The organism is Planctomycetota bacterium, from assembly GCA_018242585.1.
In the GTDB taxonomy this organism is placed as follows: Bacteria; Planctomycetota; Planctomycetia; order Pirellulales; family PNKZ01; genus JAFEBQ01.
In genome coordinates this window covers 61,335-81,966 of the sequence record JAFEBQ010000006.1, presented here as the reverse complement: position 1 = coordinate 81,966, position 20,632 = coordinate 61,335, and the positions used below count along the sequence as shown (strand labels likewise).

General features: G+C 63.9%; 14 protein-coding genes. 7 read left to right on the top strand and 7 right to left on the bottom strand.

Annotation, left to right across the window (positions count from 1 at the left end; translation table 11 throughout):
* The first annotated feature begins 140 nt into the window (after nt 1–140).
* From JSS27_03270 to JSS27_03260, 3 genes are read left to right on the top strand one after another with little or no spacing between them, the layout of a single operon-like run.
* Nucleotides 141–974 carry an efflux RND transporter periplasmic adaptor subunit gene (locus JSS27_03270; GenBank protein MBS0207953.1) on the top strand — a complete coding sequence of 278 codons (834 nt, stop codon included), beginning with the start codon at nt 141–143 and terminating at the stop codon, nt 972–974.
* Nucleotides 975–1,004: 30 nt separating this feature from the next.
* Nucleotides 1,005–2,846, top strand: a complete 1,842-nt coding sequence (locus JSS27_03265) for an efflux RND transporter periplasmic adaptor subunit (protein ID MBS0207952.1) — start codon at nt 1,005–1,007, stop codon at nt 2,844–2,846.
* Between the two features lie 2 nt (nt 2,847–2,848).
* Nucleotides 2,849–5,026, top strand: coding sequence for a hypothetical protein (locus JSS27_03260; protein ID MBS0207951.1), 2,178 nt, complete (start codon nt 2,849–2,851; stop codon nt 5,024–5,026).
* Between the two features lie 143 nt (nt 5,027–5,169).
* Here the strand turns inward: JSS27_03260 and JSS27_03255 are convergent, their stop codons facing one another.
* Nucleotides 5,170–5,661, bottom strand: coding sequence for a DUF2127 domain-containing protein (locus tag JSS27_03255; protein ID MBS0207950.1), 492 nt, complete (start codon nt 5,659–5,661; stop codon nt 5,170–5,172).
* A 182-nt stretch (nt 5,662–5,843) separates the two neighbouring features.
* Between JSS27_03255 and JSS27_03250 the strand changes: the two genes are divergently transcribed.
* Together JSS27_03250 and JSS27_03245 are read left to right on the top strand one after the other, a co-directional pair.
* Nucleotides 5,844–6,896 carry a DUF3500 domain-containing protein gene (locus JSS27_03250; protein ID MBS0207949.1) on the top strand — a complete coding sequence of 351 codons (1,053 nt, stop codon included), beginning with the start codon at nt 5,844–5,846 and terminating at the stop codon, nt 6,894–6,896.
* Nucleotides 6,897–6,913: 17 nt separating this feature from the next.
* Nucleotides 6,914–8,068, top strand: a complete 1,155-nt coding sequence (locus tag JSS27_03245) for a beta-lactamase family protein (GenBank protein ID MBS0207948.1) — start codon at nt 6,914–6,916, stop codon at nt 8,066–8,068.
* Between the two features lie 230 nt (nt 8,069–8,298).
* Here JSS27_03245 and solA read toward each other — a convergent pair whose 3' ends face one another.
* The 3 genes from solA to JSS27_03230 form a co-directional block, all read right to left on the bottom strand.
* A complete protein-coding gene (gene solA, locus JSS27_03240) occupies nt 8,299–9,432 on the bottom strand; it encodes an N-methyl-L-tryptophan oxidase (GenBank protein ID MBS0207947.1) in 1,134 nt (377 codons plus the stop codon).
* Between the two features lie 201 nt (nt 9,433–9,633).
* Nucleotides 9,634–10,674 carry an SMP-30/gluconolactonase/LRE family protein gene (locus tag JSS27_03235; GenBank protein ID MBS0207946.1) on the bottom strand — a complete coding sequence of 347 codons (1,041 nt, stop codon included), beginning with the start codon at nt 10,672–10,674 and terminating at the stop codon, nt 9,634–9,636.
* A gap of 115 nt (nt 10,675–10,789) precedes the next feature.
* Complete coding sequence (locus JSS27_03230; protein ID MBS0207945.1) at nt 10,790–11,905, bottom strand: beta-lactamase family protein; 1,116 nt, start codon at nt 11,903–11,905, stop codon at nt 10,790–10,792.
* 97 nt (nt 11,906–12,002) lie between these two features.
* Here JSS27_03230 and JSS27_03225 point away from each other — a divergent pair, with 97 nt between their 5' ends.
* Nucleotides 12,003–14,270, top strand: coding sequence for a protein kinase (locus JSS27_03225; protein ID MBS0207944.1), 2,268 nt, complete (start codon nt 12,003–12,005; stop codon nt 14,268–14,270).
* 453 nt (nt 14,271–14,723) lie between these two features.
* On the opposite strand, the gene JSS27_03220 is transcribed toward JSS27_03225, so the two are convergent.
* The 3 genes from JSS27_03220 to JSS27_03210 all read right to left on the bottom strand — a co-directional run bounded on the left by JSS27_03220 (nt 14,724) and on the right by JSS27_03210 (nt 20,222).
* A complete protein-coding gene (locus tag JSS27_03220) occupies nt 14,724–16,523 on the bottom strand; it encodes a phospho-sugar mutase (protein ID MBS0207943.1) in 1,800 nt (599 codons plus the stop codon).
* A 335-nt stretch (nt 16,524–16,858) separates the two neighbouring features.
* Nucleotides 16,859–17,221, bottom strand: coding sequence for a hypothetical protein (locus JSS27_03215; protein ID MBS0207942.1), 363 nt, complete (start codon nt 17,219–17,221; stop codon nt 16,859–16,861).
* Between the two features lie 430 nt (nt 17,222–17,651).
* Entirely contained in the window at nt 17,652–20,222 is a 2,571-nt protein-coding gene (locus JSS27_03210) for a protein kinase (protein ID MBS0207941.1), read from the bottom strand.
* On the opposite strand from JSS27_03210, the gene JSS27_03205 reads away from it, so the two are divergent.
* Entirely contained in the window at nt 20,221–20,427 is a 207-nt protein-coding gene (locus JSS27_03205; protein ID MBS0207940.1) for a hypothetical protein, read from the top strand. The genes JSS27_03210 and JSS27_03205 overlap by 2 nt on opposite strands.
* The last annotated feature ends 205 nt before the right edge of the window (nt 20,428–20,632 follow it).

Below are 20,632 nucleotides of genomic sequence, written 5' to 3'. Positions count from 1 at the left end.
TAGACGGCGTCATTGAAAAAACAACGTCTGGCAATTCCCCCAAGCGATTTGGCTCACGCTGTTCACAAAAAGCTACGTTTCTCTGTGTCCCTCAGGTAGGGGACAGTGCGCTTATCGTGTAGACCTCGATACGAAGTTGTATGGGCAGATCGATTCTCATTACGCTCTTCCTGTTCGCAGCCTGGCCGTGCTGCGCGCAGGCGCAATCAACGATCGAGGGGTTTACCGAACCATTTCACAAGGTTGATCTTTCGCCTGCCGAGCCTGGCATCCTGATGCAACTGCTCGTCAAGGAAGCCGACGAGGTCAAGGCTGGCGACAAGCTGGCCGTCTTTGACACCCGCGTGTTGGAAATCACCGGGCGCATCGCCAAACAACTAATGGAGTCCAAAGGCAAGCTCCGCTCGGCACAGGCCGAACGCGAAGTCCGTCAGCGGCGGCTCGACAAGCTGACCACCTTGAAGTCCCAAGGGCATGCGTCGAGCGAGGAGATCGAGCGCGCGTCCGCCGACCTGAACGTCGCCGAGGCGAATGTCCTGGTGGCCGAAGAGCAATTGGCGGTCGACGCGCTGGAATACGAGAAGTCCCAGGCGTTGCTCGAACAGCGCATCGTGCGCAGCCCGATCGACGGCGTCGTTGCCAAAGTGCATCGCGAAGAGCGCGAGTACGTTACCGCGCAAGAACCGATCATCATTACGGTCGTGCAGTTGAATCCGCTGCGGATCATCTTCCCCATCCCCAGCCACGTGGCCGGCAAGCTGCGCCGCGATCAGCAGGTTGTGATTCGTTTCCCCGACAGCGAGGAAGACGCTACCGCGAAGATCGAAATTATCTCGCCGATCACCGATGCCGAAAGCGGTTTGGTCCGCGTCAAAGTCGTGCTGCCCAACCCCGAGGGCCGCTATCGGTGCGGCATCCGCGGCCTGCTGCTCCTGGACGAATCGCCGGCGGTGGCCCAAGGGCTGAAGCCTTAACATCAAACTCGCCGGCTGCGGCGTACCAGCATGAAAGCGCTCGACGACATCGAGGTTCCTGTGGGACAGCCGGCGGTCATTCGCCGGCCCGCCGCCATCGATTGGCGACTGCTGAACTACGCGCTCGGCACGATGGAGCGCGAGATTCAGCAGCTCGAAGCCCGTCGTGCCGCCGCCGCCGAACTGCTGACCCGGGTCGTGCAGGCCGAGTACGTCGCGTGGCTCGGGCGCGACGCTGGCGGTCAACTGCAGTTCCTCTCGGAGCGGACCTCGGCATTGTTCATCTCGGATAGCCCTCGATCGATGATCGCTGCCGAGTTTGACCGCTCGCTCGCCATGGGAGGTCCAGCAGCCGCCAACTGGAAAGACGAATGGAGCCTGATAGTCTGCGCATTGGCGGACGGAGCAACGCCAGGCGTGGCCATCGTCGTCCCCGCGTCGCTGCCAGCCGAGATGGTCGGTGCCGTCTTGCAGTTGGTTCTGCTCGGACTGTTTGGCCGCCAGCCCAAGGCCGAGACTTCCGACGAGCAAGCTCAACTTAATACGACCGCTGCCGCGCTCGAATTGACCTCGCGGCTAACGAGCACCACCGACCTGAAAGCGGCGGGCCGCTTGATCTGTGACTTGGTCCGTCGCCAACTCGGCGTCGAACGGGTCGCACTGGGAACGATGAAGCGTTCGCGGATGATCATCGAGCCGATTGCCATTTCGGACGTAGCCGAGGTCGACAAGAACACCGCAGCGGTGAAGTTGCTGGGAGAATGCCTGACTGAATCGCTGGCCCAGCCCGCGCTCGTCCGCTGGAGTCAAACCGGCAAGGCCAATCCCTTGGGGCTCAGCCACTGGCCACAGTTGGCCGAGACGTGGCAGGCGCAAGAAATGGTCGCAGTGCGGCTCTCGGATCGGGCAGACGCGGTGATGGCGGTTTGCCTGGTACCGTCACGCCATCCGATCGATGCCAAAGGGGAACAGTTCCTCCGCCTAGTCGCCAATCTGGCAGGTCCGCTGCTGCGTGTTCTCGAACGGGCTGCCCAGGGACATCGGTTGCACGACCTAAAGGAAAGTTGGCCGAAGTGGCTCAAAGGGCGCCGGGCTTGTGCCGTGGCCGCTTTGGTGGCGATGCCTCTGCTGTACCCTTGGGCCACGCGAACGACTTGCGCAGTAACGCTCGAGCCAACCGCGCGGCGACTCGTCGCTGCGCCATTTGAAGGGGTCTTTGATCACAGCCTCGTGCTGCCGGGCGACCGTGTCCAAGCGGGCCAGGCGCTGGGCTATATGGATGGCCGCGAAGTGCGCACCCGGCTGGCGGCGTGTGAGGCCGAATTGAACCGCGCGGCCAAGTCGCGCGACGTGAACCTGGCCGCTGGCAAGCTGGGCCCCGCTGAAATCGACCGCTTGGAGGCCGAACGCCTCGGCTTCGAGCGCCGTGTGTACCAAGGTCGGCTCAAAAAGTTGGAGATTCGCAGCCCGGTCGCCGGCGTGGTCGTGACGGGCGACTTGCGGCAATATGAAGCGGCCACGCTGAAAGTCGGCCAGACGCTGTATGAGGTGGCGCCGCTCGATAGCCTGAAAGCCGAACTCGCCGTGCCCGAAGCCGAGTTGGAACAGGTCGCCATTGATGCCGACATGTCGCTGTGGCTGGATGCCGTTCCAGGCGAACGCTGGGACTTGCAGATCGCGCGGATTCATCCACGCGGCGAACTGCGCGATAACCAGCAGGTGTTTATCGCGGAAACCACCCTTCAGAACGAGAGCCAGAAGTTGCAGCCAGGCATGCAAGGGACCGCCACCGTTTACGGGCCGCGAGCGCCGGGGCTGTGGCTGTTGCTGCGCAAGCCTTGGTTCTTGCTCTGCCGGTTCTGTGGATGGTAGTCATGCCGACTTCATTCGATCACCATGTGCTCGATCCAGCCCAGTCGCGGTTGCGGCTGCGCGCCGATCTGACGATTGCGCCGCACGACGACGCCAGTTTCGTGATCGAAGATCCGCTATCCGGCAAGTATTTCCTGGTCGGCAAGGCGGAATGGTCGTTCCTCAAGCAACTTGACGGCAGTTGCACCGTTGGCGAAGCAATCGGCCGCGCCGCCACCCAGGCCGGCCGCGAGACGGTCCTGAGCGAACAGGAAGGCATCGCCGTGGCGCGCTGGCTGATTACCCAGTCGCTGGCTCGGCCGGTCGAGTTTCTGGCCGGCGCCACGGCCAGCGAGCGACCACGCGACCAGGCGAGCGTGAAATGGCCCAATCCCATCTCGCTCAGCCTGGGCAGCTTCAATCCCGACCGGATGTTGGTGGCGGTCGGCGAACGCTTGGGCTGGTTATGGTCGGGCTGGTTCTTCGCGCTGTGGAGTTGCATCGCCCTGGCCACGATTGTCAAGCTGGGCATGCAGCTCAGCCATTGGCAGGCGCTGCCCGAACATGTCCTCGATCGCAACAACTGGTTGCGCATGGGCGCCGTCTGGTGCGTCTTGAAGCTGATTCACGAATTTGGCCACGGTTTGTCTTGCCGGCATTACGGCATACCCGTCCGCCGCGCCGGATTGCTGTTGGTCTTCCTGTCACCCGTCCCCTTCGTTGACGTGTCGGGCTCGTGGCGGCTGGCGTCGCGCGGGCAGCGAATGAGCATTGCCGCGGCTGGCATGTACCTGGAACTGTTGATCGCGTTCGGGGCGATCCTATTGTGGAAGCCCGCAACGCGCGAAACCTTTGACTTGCTCTGTCAGGATATTGTCGCGCTGGCCGGCTTGAACACGATCGTGTTTAACGCCAATCCGCTGATGCGCTTCGACGGCTATTATCTGCTGGCCGATTTGGTGGGAATCTCGAATCTTTACTCTCAAGGGCAACAAGCGGTGTCGAGTTGGGCCCGCTTTTGGTTCCGCGGCGCCGACGTGTCGGTCCTTCGCGAGCGAACCTGGCGAGGCTGGTTCGTGGTGATCTATGGGTTTCTTTCCTGCGGTTGGCGGTGGTTGACCTTTTTTGGCATTGCCATCAGTTTGATCGCCGAATGGGGCTGGTGGGGGGCCGCGGCGAGCGTGGTGGTGGCCTGGTTCTGGTTCGGTTGGAAAATGCCCAAGTTGCCGCAGTTGATGTCCAAAGGCAAACAATTGTCGCCACCGGGCTTGCGGCGCCGCCGCTTGGCGGTTGCCATGCTGGCGACGTTGACACTGCTGCTGGCGGGGTGGCTATTGTCGCCGGCCCATGTCTGTGCGCCGGCGATCGTTGAGTACGCTCCGTTGAACGTCATGCGCGCCAGGGCGAGCGGCTTTGTGACTGCGGTTCACGTGCAAGTGGGAGCCGCGGTCGAGGCCAACCAACTGTTGCTCGAGCTGAACAACGACGATTTGAAAATGGAATTGATGCGCGTCGAGGCGGAACTGGCTCAGGCCAAGCTGCGCAGCCGGGGCTACCTGAGCAAAGCTCAGTATCCGAATCAGCAAAGGGAGCGCGAGCTAGTCGAATCATTGACCAAGCAACTTGACGAGTTGCGCGCACAGGTCAACGAGCTTCAGGTACGCGCACCTCGCGCCGCCACGGTCGTTTCCAGCAATCTGGCCGACTTGTGCGGACGTTATGTCGAGTTGGGCGAGACGCTGATCATGCTTGGGTCGGATGATCACAAAGAGTTGTTGGTCAGCGCCGCGTCGACCGATCAACGCGACCTGGAAAGCAACTTGCTAGCGCCCGTGCGAGTGTTCCGCGAATTGCATCCGGGGCACGTCGAAGGCCGGCTCGAGCGGATCGAGCCTCGGGCCGGCGACCAGTTGCCCCACGTCGCACTTGGCGCCGACGCTGGCGGCGATGTGGTCGTGACCGTCGAAAGCAAAGCGAGCGATGAATTCGGGCAAGCCGGCTATGCGTCGCTAACCCGGCGAGTGGTGGCCAAGGTCGCCCTCGACGCCACGGCCAGTCGCCAGTTCCGCGCCGGTCAGCGCGTGTTCGTGCGGCTAGCCGTTTCGCAACACACCTGGGCCGGACGCATTTTGGACTATTGGCGTGATTGCTTGACGGAAGTGTCGGCCCGCTCGCGCGGCACGCTGCAAAAAACATCGTGAAATGTTTGGGAAGATCATTCCACGGGAAATGCGATAGCCCAGGGCTTTCGGCCCCCGCCGGTGTCCGAAAGTCCTGGGCAATCGCACTGAACCGGCGGGCAAAGAATCGGAGACTCGCAATATTGACCACCAATGGGATCGGGTCAATGTTTTTCGGCCTCGGTGGCTTGCTGGCCGCGGCGCTGCCAGAGGGCGTAAGCCATGTACACGACAATCAGCAGATTGATGACCAGCGCGCTCGCGCGCACCCAGGTGACTTTCCGGTCCAACTCGTACAACTCGATGGGAAAATAGATCGAGCCGCTGACCAGCGCCAACCACTCGGCCCAGGCCCGGGCGCGCCACAACCCGTACGCTTCGATCAGCCGTCCCGTGGCGTAGACCAGCGCCAGCGCGGCCAGCATCATCAAGTGGGCGTCGTCGATATGACCGGCCGCCTGGATGAAAATCTGGGGGTACTTGCGGGCCGGGTTCAGGTGGAACCGTTCGACGATCCGCTCGGCCACTGACTGCAAGTCGTGATGCACCAGCGACAACAGCCCCAGCCCCGCCACGAGGACGAGTACCCCCTTGGCGGCCTCGAACGAGGCTACTACGCGCAAGCCGGCTTGGGTGGTCGGAGATCGAAAGTGCATGGTTCGGCCAAGCTGTCACAAGCCGAGCGGGCAGACCATTGCGAATGGCCGGCGTAGCGCCAAAGTTGCCCGCACCTGGGGTGCCCGCGTCAAATAGTTGTAATGACTCACGGGGCGCGACAGAATAAGCAGCAGCTCGCGATTTATTCCGCCCTCGCTCGCCCCCGATGAAGGAGCACGCTATGGAACCTGTCCAGCAGCCCCGTTGCCCCGAATGTGAAGAGTTCAATCGCCATCAAAACGAAGCGGCCGATCTCAATCGGCGCGGTTTCCTCGGCGCGGTTGGACTAGGCGCGCTCGCCGGCGGACTGGCGCCGTCGTTGTTGCGTGCGGCTGATGCACCGGCCGCGACAGGCAGCGCCAAGCCGGCCGAAGGACTGATCCGCGAGTTGTACGGCACGCTGAGCGATGACCAGAAAAAGTCGCTGGTCTACGCTTGGAATCACGGAGCCGACAGCGGCATGCCCACGCGGCTCAAGATGGTCAACGCGCCCCACTTCGGCAAGCGGATCGGCGACAGCTACACCAAGGCGCAACAGGACCTGTGTCACGAGATCCTCCGCGCCATCTGCTCGGGCGAGGAAGGCTATCACAAGATCAGCCGCGGCGGCCGGTTCGACGGTTCAGGTTCGTTCGAGGGGCTGGGCGCGGTGATCTTTGGCGAGCCCGCCGACGACAAGCAATTCAGCCTAGTCTTCGCCGGACACCACCTGACCATTCGTTGTGACGGCAACAGCGAACCGGGAACCGCGTTTGGCGGGCCGATGTACTATGGGCACAGCGCGGTCGGCTATAGCCCGGGAAATGTTTTCTTTTACCAGACCAAGAGCGTCCTCAGCGTGTATGGCGCGCTCGACGAGAAGCAACGCAAGCAAGCGGTCGTCCGCGGCAAGACTCCTGGCGAGCAAGCCGCCTCGGTTCGCTTCCGCCCCACGAGCGAGGCGCACCCCGGCGTGGCCTACAGCGAGCTGTCGGCCGATCAGCAAAAGCTGGTCGAGCAGGTGATGCGCGATATTCTGCTGCCGTACCGTAAAGAGGACGCCGACGAAGTGATGACGCTGGTCAAGTCGAACGGCGGGCTCGAGCAGATGCACCTGGCGTTCTATGCCGACAGCGACGCCAGTGAAAAAGAGCCGTGGCATTTCTGGCGGTTGGAAGGGCCGGGCTTTGTCTGGAACTACCGCGTGTTGCCGCACGTCCACACGTTCGTCCACATTGGCAAACAACCTGCCTAGTCGCCACGCGCCGGAGCATGAGCATTCCGTCTGACGCACTAACAACCGCTTGGCAACTGCTGCAGCGCGACGTGGATGATGACACCTTTCCGGCGGTGTCGACCGCGGTGGGCGTCGGCGACGCCGCGCCGGCTACGTTTCGCGCCGGTCGACTGGCGGTCGCGGCCCAGGCGCCGGCCGCCGGCGCACGACTGGACGTCGAGCCGATCTTCATCATCGCCTCGCCGACCAAGCCGATGACCGCCACGGCGTTGATGATGCTGGTCGAAGCGGGGGAAGTGACCCTGGCCGATCCGGTGGCGCGGTTCTTTCCCGACTTCGCCGCCCAGCACAAGGAGGCGATCACGCTGGCTCACTGCCTGACTCACACGTCGGGCCTGCCGGATATGTTGCCCGACAATGTCGAGTTGCGCCGCGCGAACGCCCCGCTCGACGAATTTGCCCGCGGGACATGTGCCGTGGTGCCGAAGTTCCCGGCCGGCACGGCAGTGCAGTATCAAAGCATGGGGACGTTGATGCTCGGCCGCGTGGTCGAGAAAGTCACCGGGCAATCGCTGCCGGCGTTCCTGGCCGAGCGAGTGTTCAAGCCGCTCGAGATGCACGACACGTCGCTGGGCATGATCGATGCCTGGGAACAGCCCGGCCCGAAGGGGGAACCGGCGCGAGTGACGCGCATCGCCGAGGTCCGCGCGCCGGGCAAAACGTCGATCGGTTTTTCCAGTTGGAGCGCCGACCCGGGCTTTGGCTGGAACAGTCCCTACTGGCGTCGGCTCGGCGCGCCGTGGGGAGGGATGTTATCGACCGCGACAGACCTGGCCCGCTGGTGCCGACATCTGTTGTCGATTCACCGGGGGGAAGATGGCGTGATCAGCCGAGCGACTCTCGCCGCGATGACTAGCAATCAACTGGTCCACTTCCCCGATGTGCCCGAGACCGACCGGCGGTGCAAGCCGTGGGGGCTGGGCTGGCAATTGAACTGGCACAACCAGACCGGCGGGTTCGGCGATTTGTTGTCGCCGTCGGCATACGGCCATTGGGGCTCGACCGGCACGATGGTCTGGGTCGATCCTGATCGCGATTGCTACGCGGTGCTGCTGACCAGCGAACCGTTGTCAGGCGACCGCCGCCAGCATGTGCAGTTTACGAATGCCTTGTGCCGCGTGCATGGGTGATCGAGCCTTCCTTCTGGTAGGTCAGGTACCCTGTACCATTCCATTCGGTAGGTATACCGTCATTCCCGCGCAGGCGGGAATCTAGTGGAAAGACTTCACTCCAGATTCCCGCCTGCGCGGGAATGACGGCGTGCGCGGGGCGTATGAGTCAATACAGGGTGTAGGTCAGGCCTTGGCCTGACAATACGGTGCGCACCACTTCGTCAGGCCAAGGCCTGACCTACGGCCGATCACCTGCCAAAGCGCGACATGCTCAAGAACCCGATCGGCAGCTCTGTCTTCCCTTCCAGCGCCAGATCGGCCACCGCTTCTCCCAGCACCGGGGCGAACTTGAAGCCGTGCCCCGACAAGCCAGCCGCGAACGACACGTTCGCATGCCCAGGGTGACGATCGATCACAAAGTGCGCGTCGGGGGTCAGCGTGTACATGCAGACTGCTTGCCGCGTGCAATCTCCCGCCGCCGCCGGCAAGTGCTCGCGCAGGAAGTCTCGCACGCGCTCGACTTCCTCGACGTGCAAGCTCCGATCGACCGTCAGCGGGTCGGCGACGATCGCGCCGCCGGTATGCTCGGCCACTTTCATCCCTTCGGGGCCCAGTTGCGGAAAGCCATAGAAAATGCCCGCCGGCGTGTCGAACAGATAACACGGCATGCCCCGCTCGACGGTGAACTGATCCCCCCGGGGCGCGAACCAGAGCTGCGGCTTGCGCCGAACGGTGAGGGGCAGCTTCAAGTCGGCCAACACCTGGCTGGCCCACGCGCCGGCCGCGATGATCAACCGCGCGGCCTGGTATTCGCCTCGGTCGGTCTGCACGGTGACCCGCTTGTCGGTAGCCTGCCAGGCCACGACCGACTCGCCGGTTTGCAGCGTCGCTCCGTCGGCCACGGCGGCGTCGAGCATCGTCTGCACGCAGCTTTCGACTCGCAAGAAGCCGGCCCGCCGCTCGAAGACGCCAACCCAGGGGTCGTTCACCACAAAGCCGGAAAACTTCTGCCGGATCGTGGCGGCGTCGAACTGGTCGACCTCTAGCCCGTGCAACCGCGCGCTGGCCAACACGCCGGCCACCACCTCCCCTTGCGGCGGACCAACCTGCAGCAGGCCGGATTGCTGGTAGAGCGAGACGCCGCGCCGCTGTTCCAACTCGTGCCAGGCCGCGAACGCGCGCTGCGTCAGCGGTACATAGTCGGGGTGTTCGAAGTAGGCTTGGCGAATGATCCGCGTCTGGCCATGCGAGCTCCCCCGATCGTGCGCCGGCGGAAAGCGATCGAGCCCGAGAACACGCACCCCGCGGCGGGCCAACACGGCGAGCGCGGCGCTGCCAACCGCGCCGGTGCCAATGACGATGGTTTCGTAGGTGTTGGTCACGCGCTCGCCGCTCCTCTGCGCTTCCGCTCTTCACGCGGTCAGCATCAACCCCTCTCCCTCCGAGAGAGGGTGGCCGAAGGCCGGGTGAGGGTTCCCGTCACGCCATCAGTCGATCAGCCTGACGCGTGACCCTCATCCGGCGGCTTGCGCCGCCACCTTCTCCCGGGGGGAGAAGGGTTAGGGCGCTTCACTTCGCACCGACTACGGATTCTCATCCGGCCGGTAGCCGCAGGTCTTCAATCGAATGCGATACAAGCTCAGATCGACCGTGCAGTACATGACATTGGCCTCGTCGCCGCGACCAAACTCGACGTTGCTCGGCAGGCCGACCGGATCCTTGCCCGAGGTGTTCTCCGGCCCGGTCGGCAAGAACCCAACCCGCTTGCCCGACGGATCAAGGACCAACACGCCGGGGGTCTTGTTGCTGCGCCAGGTCAGGTACAAGTTGCCCGCCGCGTCAACCGTCATGCCGTCGCAACCCTTGTCGGGGGCGAAGTCGTGCAACGTCTCGCGCTTCGTCGGCAGGCCCGTCTTCTCGTCGAGCGTGAAAGCGTGGATCTTCATCACGCCCGGCTTCGGCGCGGCGGCCGCCGGGTCGATCTGGTCAGTGCCGTTGTCATGATCGGCCACGTACAATCGGCGGCCGTCAGGGCTCAGCGCGATGCCATTGGGCTTCGCTACGTCGTGCGTCACTTCGACAACTTGTCCCTCGTCGTCCAAGCGATAGACCGCGCGGTATTCCAGTTCGCGCGATTCAGTACCGAGATACTTGGGATCGGTGAAGTAGACGCGCCCTTGCCGGTCGACGCACAAATCATTCGGGGCGTTGAACCGCCGGCCGTTGAACCGCTCGGCGACCACCAAGCGCTCGCCGGTCGTGGTGTTCCAGCGCGACACGCACCGCCCGCCGTAATCGGCACCTTCACAGGCCCACAGATTGCCGGCCTTGTCGAACGCCAGGCCATTCGACTTGTGGCTGTCGGCGGCAAAGACGGTGGTTTTATTCGTCGTTGGGTTAAAGCGGAGGATCATGCCGCGATCGGTCCCGACCGGAATATCCGAGAAGTAGATGCTGCCATCCGGCGCGGCAGCCGGCCCTTCGGTCAGGCCCCCCTTGATCGGCGCGCTGCGCGTGAAGAGCACTTCCCAACGGGCGTCCGGCGCGACGATCGTTTCGCCCGACGGGGCCGGTAACTCAGGTGCGAACTGCAAAACTAGGAACAGGAGGAGCGTGGAGTTCATATTGTGACCTATTCTCGAATGTAAGAACTAAGTCCCAATGACCAAGAACCAATGTCCAATGGGATCAAGCTCTTGGTCATTGGTCCTTGGACATTGGTGCTTATCACTGCGTTCACTAGTGCCCCAACCCCAGATCCAAATACACCGCATCCAGCACGGCGCGCACGCGCAGTTGGTGTTTCGCCTCGCCGGGCATGCCGTTAAACGCCAACGCGATGACCAGCGCCTCTTGCGGATCGGCCATGCCGACCGATGACTGGTTGCCGCTGTGGCCAAACGTCCCCGCCGAAGCGTAGCGACCATAGCCGTACGGAATGTCGTCGCCGTAGCGTCGCGAGTTGACGATCACACCCCAGCCCCAGTCGATCGTTTGCTGAAAAGTCTCGTCGAACATGCCGAGCCGCTGCCGACTGATCATTTGCTCGACCGTGTCCGGTTGCAAGACCCGAGCGCCGTTGCGTTGTCCGCCACCGAGCAACATTTCGTAAAACGCGGCCAATTCGCCCATCGGCCCGCGCCCCGTCGCGCCCGGAGCGCAATGCCCAAGCGCCGTCGGCGCGCTCCACAAATGGAGCGTGTCGGGCGTTTTCTCGGTCACATACATCGGCGCGATCCGGCCGCCGTACTCGGCCACTTGCGCCGGCGCCAACGACAGCCAACAGTCGCGCATGCCGAGCGGCTCGAAAATCTCTTGCCGGGCGTACAGGTCGGGCATCCGACCATCGATCCGGCGGATCAACTCGCCCAGGATGTACCAACTGCTGTAGGGGTGATAGCCGGCCTTGTCGCCGGGGGGCCAGCGCGGCTCGAGCCGGGCGCGGCAAATCTTGTCGATCGTCTCGGCCCAGGGGGTCTTGGCGTCGCCGGTCGGCGCCCAGCGGAACCCGCCGGTGTGGGTCAGCAAATGCCGCAACGTGATCGGCTCTTTCCCTTCCTGGGCGAACTCGGGTATGTAGCGGGCCACGCGGTCGTCGAGTGTGCAGCGTTCCAGCTCGACTTGCTGCAGCAAGGCAACGGCCATCACCGGCTTGCACGCCGACATCCAAAGCAACAGCGTGTCGTCGGTCATCGGCTGGCTCGGCGCACGCTCACCCAAGGCCAAATTGGCCACCGTCAGACCGGCCAGCGAGACGTAGAGTTGAGCGCCGCGGTGCAACCCGGCCACGCGACCTTGCTCGATAGCACTCACGGCGCGCGGCAACCGCCCCTGGTTTTCGTCGCCAAAACTCATCGCCAGCACCGACCTGGGGCCACCGTTACAACTTGATTCCTTTGACCGTTCGGTGTGTTACTATAGCAGGCGAACCCCGCGGCGTGATGGTGCCCCCATGGCCGTCGACCTCGACGAATTCATTAAACGACTGGACGACAGCGGCGTGCTGGCCGCCGACACGGTGCGCTCGTTTTGCGAGCATTTACCCGAGGCTCAGCGTCCGCAAGACGGCGAGGCGCTGGCCCGCGCCCTGGTCAAAGACAAAAAGCTGACCTCATTCCAGGCCAATCTGGTCTACCAGGGGAAGACCAAGAATCTGGTCCTGGGGCCGTACCTGGTGCTCGACAAGATCGGCGAAGGGGGCATGGGGCAGGTGTTCAAGGCCGAACACCGTCGCATGCATCGGATCGTGGCCGTCAAGGTTCTACCCGCTTCGCTCACCCGGTCCAAGGACGCCGTCGATCGCTTTCAGCGCGAGGTGCAAGCCGCCGCGCGACTCGATCACCAGAATATTGTCACCGCCTACGACGCCAACGAAGCCAACGGCGTTCACTTTCTGGCCATGCAGTTCGTCGACGGGCGCGATCTGGCCGCGACGGTCGCCGATCGGGGCAAGCTGCCCGTGCCCGAGGCGCTGAATTACATCATCCAAGCCGCGCGCGGCTTGGGCTACGCACACGACCACGGCGTGATCCATCGGGACATCAAGCCGGCCAATCTGCTGGTCGACAAGGATGGCGTGGTCAAGATTCTTGACATGGGGCTGGCGCGGCTGGACGACGCCGCTTCGGGGGCTGACGGCCTGACCCGCGCTGGCCAGGTGATGGGCACGCTTGATTACATGGCACCCGAGCAATCGGTCGGCATGAACCAGGTGGACCGACGTGCCGATATCTACAGCCTGGGCTGCACGCTCTACAAAATACTAACGAATGAGAACATGTTCGCCGGCGAGACGCCGATCGCCAAGGTCATGGCCCATCGCGAAGCGCCGATCCCGTCGCTGCGCGCCAAGCGTCCTGATGTGTCCGAGGCGGTCGACGCGGTCTATCGACGGATGGTGGCCAAGCGTCCCGAGGACCGGTATCCGTCGATGAAGGAAGTGGTCACCGAGTTGGAGCGGTGCCAAGGAACCGGGACCGTGCTGTTGCCGCCGCCGGTGACGGCCGTCGCCCCGCCCGTGGCCGTCTCCTGGCAAACGCCGACTGCCACGATGGTCGCGCCGGGCACGTCGATGTACGCCACGCAAGCGGCGCCGACCACGGAACGGCAGCCGCATTTCATGTTCAAAGTCATGGGGGCCGTGTTCGTCACGATTGTCGCGCCGTTGATGGTGACGATCTTCGGCAAATACACCGACGCGATCTTTCCCGCGCCAGCGACCCCGCCGACCGCGACTACTTCCGCGGCCACGCCGCCGTCGCCCAGCAGGGCAACATCTCAGCTTGCTCCGGCACCCGCGTCGCACACTGCACCGCCGACGCCTACCGCCAGCAAGTCGAATCCGCCGGGCGCGACCGCGCCAAGAACGATGCCCCCGGTCCCCGCGCCGCCGGCGACGACCAAGAAGCCCAATGGTGGCGACCAGGTGGCGACGGCCACCAGCAACAAGCCCCCGGTCGCGCCCCCCAAGCCGCCGGCGGATCTGCCGCCGCCGCTACGCTTGTTCAACGCCCGAGACCTGGGCGGGTTCTACACCATGCTCCCCAAGCCAGCCGGCAAGAACAACGATCCCGACAAGGTGTTCAAGGTCAGAGGCAACACGTTGCACATCTCGGGCGCGCACCGCGGGATGCTGGTCACCGACCGCCCGTTCGACAATTACCACCTGACCGTGGAATGGAAGTGGGGCGAGAACAACGCGGCCCCGCACGAGAACGAAGCACGCGCCGCCGGCATCTTGCTGCATGGCCAGGGGCCCGACGACGCGATCCAGGGCACGTTCCTTCCTTCGATCAAGATCGACGTGCATGAAGGGCACACGGGCGACTTTGTCTTATTGGGCAACGACGACCACAAGCCGTCGATCTCGGTCGAAGGGGAGCTGATCACGCCGCGCGGCGCCAAGCCCGGCCTACAACGCTTTCACTACAGGCCAGGGCTGCCGCTGTCGACCTTCAGCACCGGCGCCGTGTGGGGGCTCAATGCCTCCATTGGTGTGAAGCACGAGAAGGGCTACCGGGGCAAGGACGAAATGGAAGCACCCTTCGACAAATGGAACAAGCTCGAATGCATTTGCCGGGGCAACCGGATCGAGGTGCTGCTGAACGACAAGCCGGTGAACGTGGCTCAACAGGTCCACCCCATCCGCGGCAAGATCGCCCTCCAGTCGGTCCATTCCGAGTTCCACGTCCGCTCGATCATGCTTCAACCGCTGAAGTAACTGGGCGTTTGTTGCCGCAAGTCTTTACAATAAAGTCATTTGCGACTTTTTTATGTCATATGTGACCAGCCTGGCAAACTCGGCAACATACAGGGTGTAAGTCGCCTGCTGTGGCCAATGGATGGCCGGACAGGCCACGAGCCGTTTGCCGCTCGCTCACTATCAACACCCAGCCGGGCCGCTGACTAAACCGCCCGGCGCTAATCCGACACGGTCCGAATCATGCCAGCCGTCGCCTTGTTCGCCGCCTTCACCGTTATCTCGTTGGTCTTCGACCTGCTCACCGCGCCGCGCTACGACCGCGCCTAACTCGCGGCTCGTGGTCGGCGCACCAGGCTTCACACGCTCGCGCGGCGAAAGGATTCAGCCGCGCGCGACTCGTGAAGTTTGGGTAGCCCGGACAGCTTGTCTGTCGGGGCTACCCGAATCGAGAGCTTCGAGGACGAGTATCCCTCACACACGCTCGGCCAGAGCCACTAGCTCCTGGCCAATCTGCTCGAGACGCTCGGTCAACTGCCGCTTGGTGTCGTCCAGGTCGGCCAGCATCTCGGCCGGCTCGTAAGCGAACAGGTAGAACTTCACCTTCGGTTCGGTGCCGCTGGGGCGAACCGCGACGTAGTTCCCTTCTTGCTCCAGGTCGAGCATCACCAGATCGCCGCGCGGGCCAACCAGCGGCTCGCTTACCTGGCCCGGCGGACCTTGCAACAGCGTGCCGTAATCGCGCACCCACGCCACGCGATGCCCCGCCAGCGTGCGCGGCGGCGCGGTGCGCAACTGTTGCATCAGCGCCCGCATCTTGGCCATGCCTTCGCTGCCGGGCAGCGTCTTGGACAACTGTGTCTCGACGTGGCAGCCATGTTGCCAATACAGCGCGTCGAGCTTTTCCCACAGAGTCTTTCCCTGGGCTTTCACCGCCGCCGCCAACTCGGCCAGCAGCAGGGCCGCCACCGTGGCGTCTTTGTCGCGGGCGTACTGGCCGGCCTGGTAGCCGTGCGATTCCTCGGCGCCAAAAACAAATCGTGCCGGCCCGTGCTCGTCGATCGCGCCGGCAATGTACTTGAAGCCGACCAGCAGGTCTCCCACGGTCTTCACGCCGTACGAGTCGGCGATCCGCCGCGTCAACTGCGTGGTCACCAGGGTCTGAACGATGTAATGCTCGCGGCTCAGTCCCCCTTGCCGGCGGCGCGCATCAAGCACGAAATCGGCCAGTAGCGCGCCGATCTGATTCCCCGTGAACACCTGCCACGGGCCGCGTTTGTTCGCTCGGGCCGCGCCACCGAGCCGGTCGGCGTCGGGATCGGTCGACATGACCAGGTCGGCGTCGGCTTCCTGGGCCCGGACGATCATCGTCTCGAACGTAGCCGGGTTCTCCGGGTTCGACACATGGCCGGGCACGTTGGGAAAATCGCCGTCGGGCGTGGCGTGGGGCGCGAACAGCTCAACATCCTTGAACCCCGCCGCGGCCAGCACCGGCAAGACGCTGGCCGCGCCGACGCCGTGCATGGGCGAGTAAATGATTCGCACGTCGCGCGGACCTGGCACGCTTTGGGCCAAGACTTGCCGCTGATAGGCGTCGTCGATTTGCTCCTGGCAAAAGATCACCTGCTGGCTGGCCACCGCGTCGGCGAACGTCTGGCGGCGAATCTCGCGCGTGCTCATCACCCGCTCGATCACCCCGCGATCGTGCGGCGGCAACAATTGCCCGCCGGTCGACCAATAGGCCTTCACGGCATTATCGCTCGGCGGGTTGTGGCTGGCCGTGACCATAATACCGCACGCGCAGCCTCGCTCGCGAACCGCGAACGACAGCTCCGGCGTGCTGCGATAACCGTCCAGGAAATAGACCGTGAAGCCATTGGCGGTCAGCACCTCGGCGCACAGCTCGGCAAAGTGCCGCGAGTTGTGCCGCGTGTCGTAGGCGATGGCGCAGCTCAAGGCCTTGCCGCCGGCCTGGTCGCGCACGTAGTCGGCCAGGCCCTGCGCGCTCTCGGCGATGGTCCGGTCGTTGATGGCGTTGGAGCCGATCGGGTACATCCGCCCCCGCCGTCCGCCGGTGCCAAAGGGAATCACCGTCCAGAAGACGTCGTCGAGCGTTTTCCACTGGCCGCCGGCAATGTGCTCGGCCAGCGCCGGCGCGTACTCGGCATAGACCGGCTCGGTCAGCCAGCGCTTGATGTTGGCGGCCGCGTCGGCCGTGAGCGATTTGGCGGCCACGGCCGCCTCGACCTGGGCCAGCAGTTCGTTGGATTTCATGGCCTTACTATACGCTGCTCACCCCGCGCCCCGAAGCCCTCGGCGACAGCAGTCATTACATCAACCACGACGACGCAACGACACGGCTGGGGAAATGATGAGTGCTGAATGGCGAGTCCCAAAACACCAACGTCCCATGACCAAGGCGGAAAGTGCGCGGTGCGTGAATTCCCTCATTTGCTCTTTTGGTCATTGGCCATTCACCCCCGTGCCATCCTGTGTCTCCGTGCTTGGTTAGCCCGAGTGCGCAAAAAAACAGGCCGGGTGTTCACTTGGGGAACACCCGGCCTATCGCCTGGCCCGTGAAAGGCTAAGACTGTCAGCGAACGAATCGCTTACTTGGTGCCGGGCAGCTTGCCGGCCTTGATCAGTTCGCCAAAGGTCTGACCAGCGGCGTTCTTTTCGCCTTCGGCGGCAGTCAACGCTTCCTCGATCTTGGCCGCGTCCTTCTGGTTCTTCATGCCGACGTTCTTGCCGAACGCCTGGGCATAGTCGTTGCGGACCTTCTTGTCATCCGAAACCGGATGACAGACGCCGCACTTGGCTTCCTTGGCCGCTTCGAGGGCCGGATACTTGGCCTGGAAGGCCTTGTTGTATTGAGCGCGAGCTTGCGCTTCCGAGCCGGTGTTCCACACCGCGCCGAACGCGACTGCGGCGGCGACCGCCAACAGACCAACCTTCAAAACCAGCTTCTTCATGTAGAGTTCTCCCGATTGCATTTTCAACTGGTGAAACCTGGCGGGTCGCGCGCCGTAAGCCCGGGGGCTTGTCGACTCCAATGCCGATCGAGGGTCCGTCGTTGATACCGACCGCCCGGGCAGGCTACCGCCACGGAGTAAGTAAAGTCCGCCGAAAAACGTATGTCAAGCTGCCGATGCGTTTTAACCCCCGCATTTTGCCCGAATTAATCCGTACCTATGGAGGCCGTCATTCCCGCGCAGGCGGGAATCCAGTGGTTGCGGTTACCCTCTCGATTCCCGCCTGCGCGGGAATGACGGAAGCGGGGCGGGCAATTGATGACTGGTTCCGAGTCGGCTTTGATTGCCGCGAATCCAGGCAAATCCACCGGTCGAAAGCCCCTCGATGCCACCGAGCAGTGATCAAACGCTCGACACTTCACGAGACGTTTCAGGGGGGCGTCGCCGCCGGTTCGGCCGGCAGCGGCGGCAACAAGTAGCCGACCATGCCCACGTCGCGGCCGTCGCTGGCGCCGGCCCGGGCCATGTTGTCGGGCGATTCTTCCAGGGCATAGTCATCGAGCCCGCGGGCGAACAGCGGTCCCTGCGGATTGGGCCGCCGCCAGACCACGCCGTTCCAGTTGGGCAACACTTCGCGCGAGCGGCCCCAGTGGGCTTCCCAGTCGATGGCCGACAAGCGCCGCAGGCCATCATCGCGATTCTGGTCGTGCAAGCGCCAGACGCTCTGCGGATCGAAGCCGGTGTAGAAGTTCCGCTCGCCGTTCCACGAGACATATTCCAGGAACGTGTTCCGGTCGTCGACGCCAGCCTGATCGATCAACAGCGACGAGCTGTCGCCGGCCAGGATGTTGTCGTTGGCCTGAATGTCGAGCGCCGGCAGATACGGATGGTCCAGGTCGTTGAGCATTTGGAAGAACCCGCTGGCCGCATAGGCCGTCACGTGCCGCAGGCTGATCCGCACGTGTGGATCCCCCTGGCCGGCCATCGACGCGCCGTGAATCGATGTCAACCATTCCGACGTACACAGCAGGCCGTTTTCCCACGCAAAGGTGACCGCTTGGGCGTCGTCGATGCGCAATAGCGTGGCTTGGCCGCGGGCGACGCAATGTTCCCAGTGCAGGTGGGCCGGTTCGTCGGCATCGGCCGCTTCGCCGACGCGCAAGCCATTCCAGTTGCTGAGCGCGCGAACATTGATCAGCGACACGTCCGAATGCAGCGCCGCCTGGTCCCCATTGCGGATCGTGAACGAGCAATTCTGCACTTCCAGCGAATCGCCTTGTTGCAGCGCCAACAGCGACCAGCGATCGGCCGCAATTTCGCCCGGCGCCGGCACGTTCAATTCGATGGCCAGATTCACCAGCGACAGCTTGCCGCCGGTGACTTCGATCATGTCGCGCGGATAGCGCATGGGGTTGCTGTCGTCGGGGCGAAAGACCACGATCGGCTTGTACGATTCACCGGCCCGAATCGTGAAGCGGCGGTTGTGCAGCAACAGTGGCCGCTCTTCACGCCGGCCGTTGTAGCGCAGCTCGACCACGTCGCCATTGCGCGCGGCGCTACAAGCCGCGCGGAGCGAATTGAAGTATTGCGGCCCACGCGCCGTGGGGCTGACGACCAGCAAGCCCGGCCGCGGCGGCGGATCGATGGCCGGCGGTTCGGTTTCAGCGCCCGGCTGCGTGGCCGTTGCGCCCGGGGTGATCGTTGCCGAGGGGGCCGAGTCCGGGACCGGTGGCATGTCGCCAGGGCGTGCTGCGCCCGCAGCGTTGGCGACTAGAGCACTGTTCGTTTCAGGCGTGGTCGCGCCGGCCTGCGCGTCGGGCGCTGCGTGTGGCGCTTCGGCGCCCGCGGGCGCAGCCTTGTCCGGCGCGGCGCCATTGGCCGGGCGCATTTGGCCCGCGTTGATCGTCGGCAGTTGGCTTTCATCGACTGGCGTCGAGAAAACCACTTCGATGGCCACGGCCGCCGCCAACAGCAACATCACCGGCACCGCCCAGGGCAAATGTCGTTCGAACCAGGTCGGCGCGGCGGCCGACGGCACGTTCGACAGGTTGCTCCAATTGCCCAGCGGCAGGCCCAGCGCCTCGGCCAGCACCGACAAGTCGGCAATCAGCGCTGGCGGCGATTGGTAGCGCCGCCGCGGGTTCTTGGCCAGCATCTTCCGCACCACGGCCGCCACGTCGTCCGTCACTTCGTGGTTGAACTGTCGCGGGTCGGGCGGCTCGTCGCTGGTGTGTTGCAGCAGCTTTTGCAGCACCGTCCCGTCGGGGAACGGCGGCCGCGCGGTGAGCATGTAATACAACGTGCAACCGAGCGAGTAGATGTCGCTGCGGACGTCGGCGCTGCGCGGGTCGCGGGCTTGCTCGGGCGAAATGTAATCGAACGTGCCCAGCGTCACGCCGCTGGCCGTCAGATCGTCGCGCGCGTCGACCTGGTGCAAGCGTGCCAAGCCCATGTCGACCAGCTTGGCCCGACCGTCGGCCGTGACCAGCACGTTCGAAGGCTTGATGTCCCGATGCACGACGTCGCGGCTGCAGGCGTGTTCGAGGGCGCGGGCGACTTGCAGCGTGTAATTGATCGCGTCGGCCAACGGCAGCGGGCCACCGTGGCGCTCGACCAGATCGCGCAGGTTGGCCCCTTCGATGTACTCGAAGACAATGTAGTTCAGCCCGCGGTCTTCGCCGACGAAGTAGACGCGGGCGATGTTCTCGTGATCGAGCCGGGCGGCGGACTGGGCTTCGTTCTGGAAACGTCGCCGGGTGTCGTCTTCACTCCCCTGATCACGCGACAGCACTTTGAGCGCCACGATCCGGTTGAGCATGGTGTCGCGGGCGCGAAAGACGGCCCCCATGCCGCCACCGCCGACAAAGTCGAGCAGCTCGAAGTGGCTAAGCGTTTGGCCGACCAGCAGCTTGCCGAGCTCCTGGGGGGGCAGCGAGCGATTGGCCCCGGGCAGCGCCGGTGGGCGCTGGCTGATCACGGTCTGGTCGTTGGGGGGGGCCATGACCGCGGCTGCCGAAGAACCTGACCCGACCGAAGAGCCTGACGCCACCGGCGAACCAGACACCGTCGGCACCGGCTCGCTGGGAGCAATCGCAGGCAACTGGCTGGAACCAGGGTCAGGCATGAATCAGTTCATCGCGGACAAGGATGAAACCCGGGCCGCAACTCGCTCAGCCTGGAGCCAAGCGAGGGGGACGGCCGATTGACGAGCCCAATCAAACAACATTTCGCGCACCGCACCCACGGAGACGCGAGGCATCAATTTCGATCAATGTCGGCTAGGCGGCTACCGCCCCGCTTGGGGCACCAATGGCCCCGCCAAGTGACTAGGCTTGGACCCACGACGAACGGGCAACGTGGGGCAAACGAATAACTTTTGAAGAGCGAACGCTCTTGTTTTGAAAAGAACAC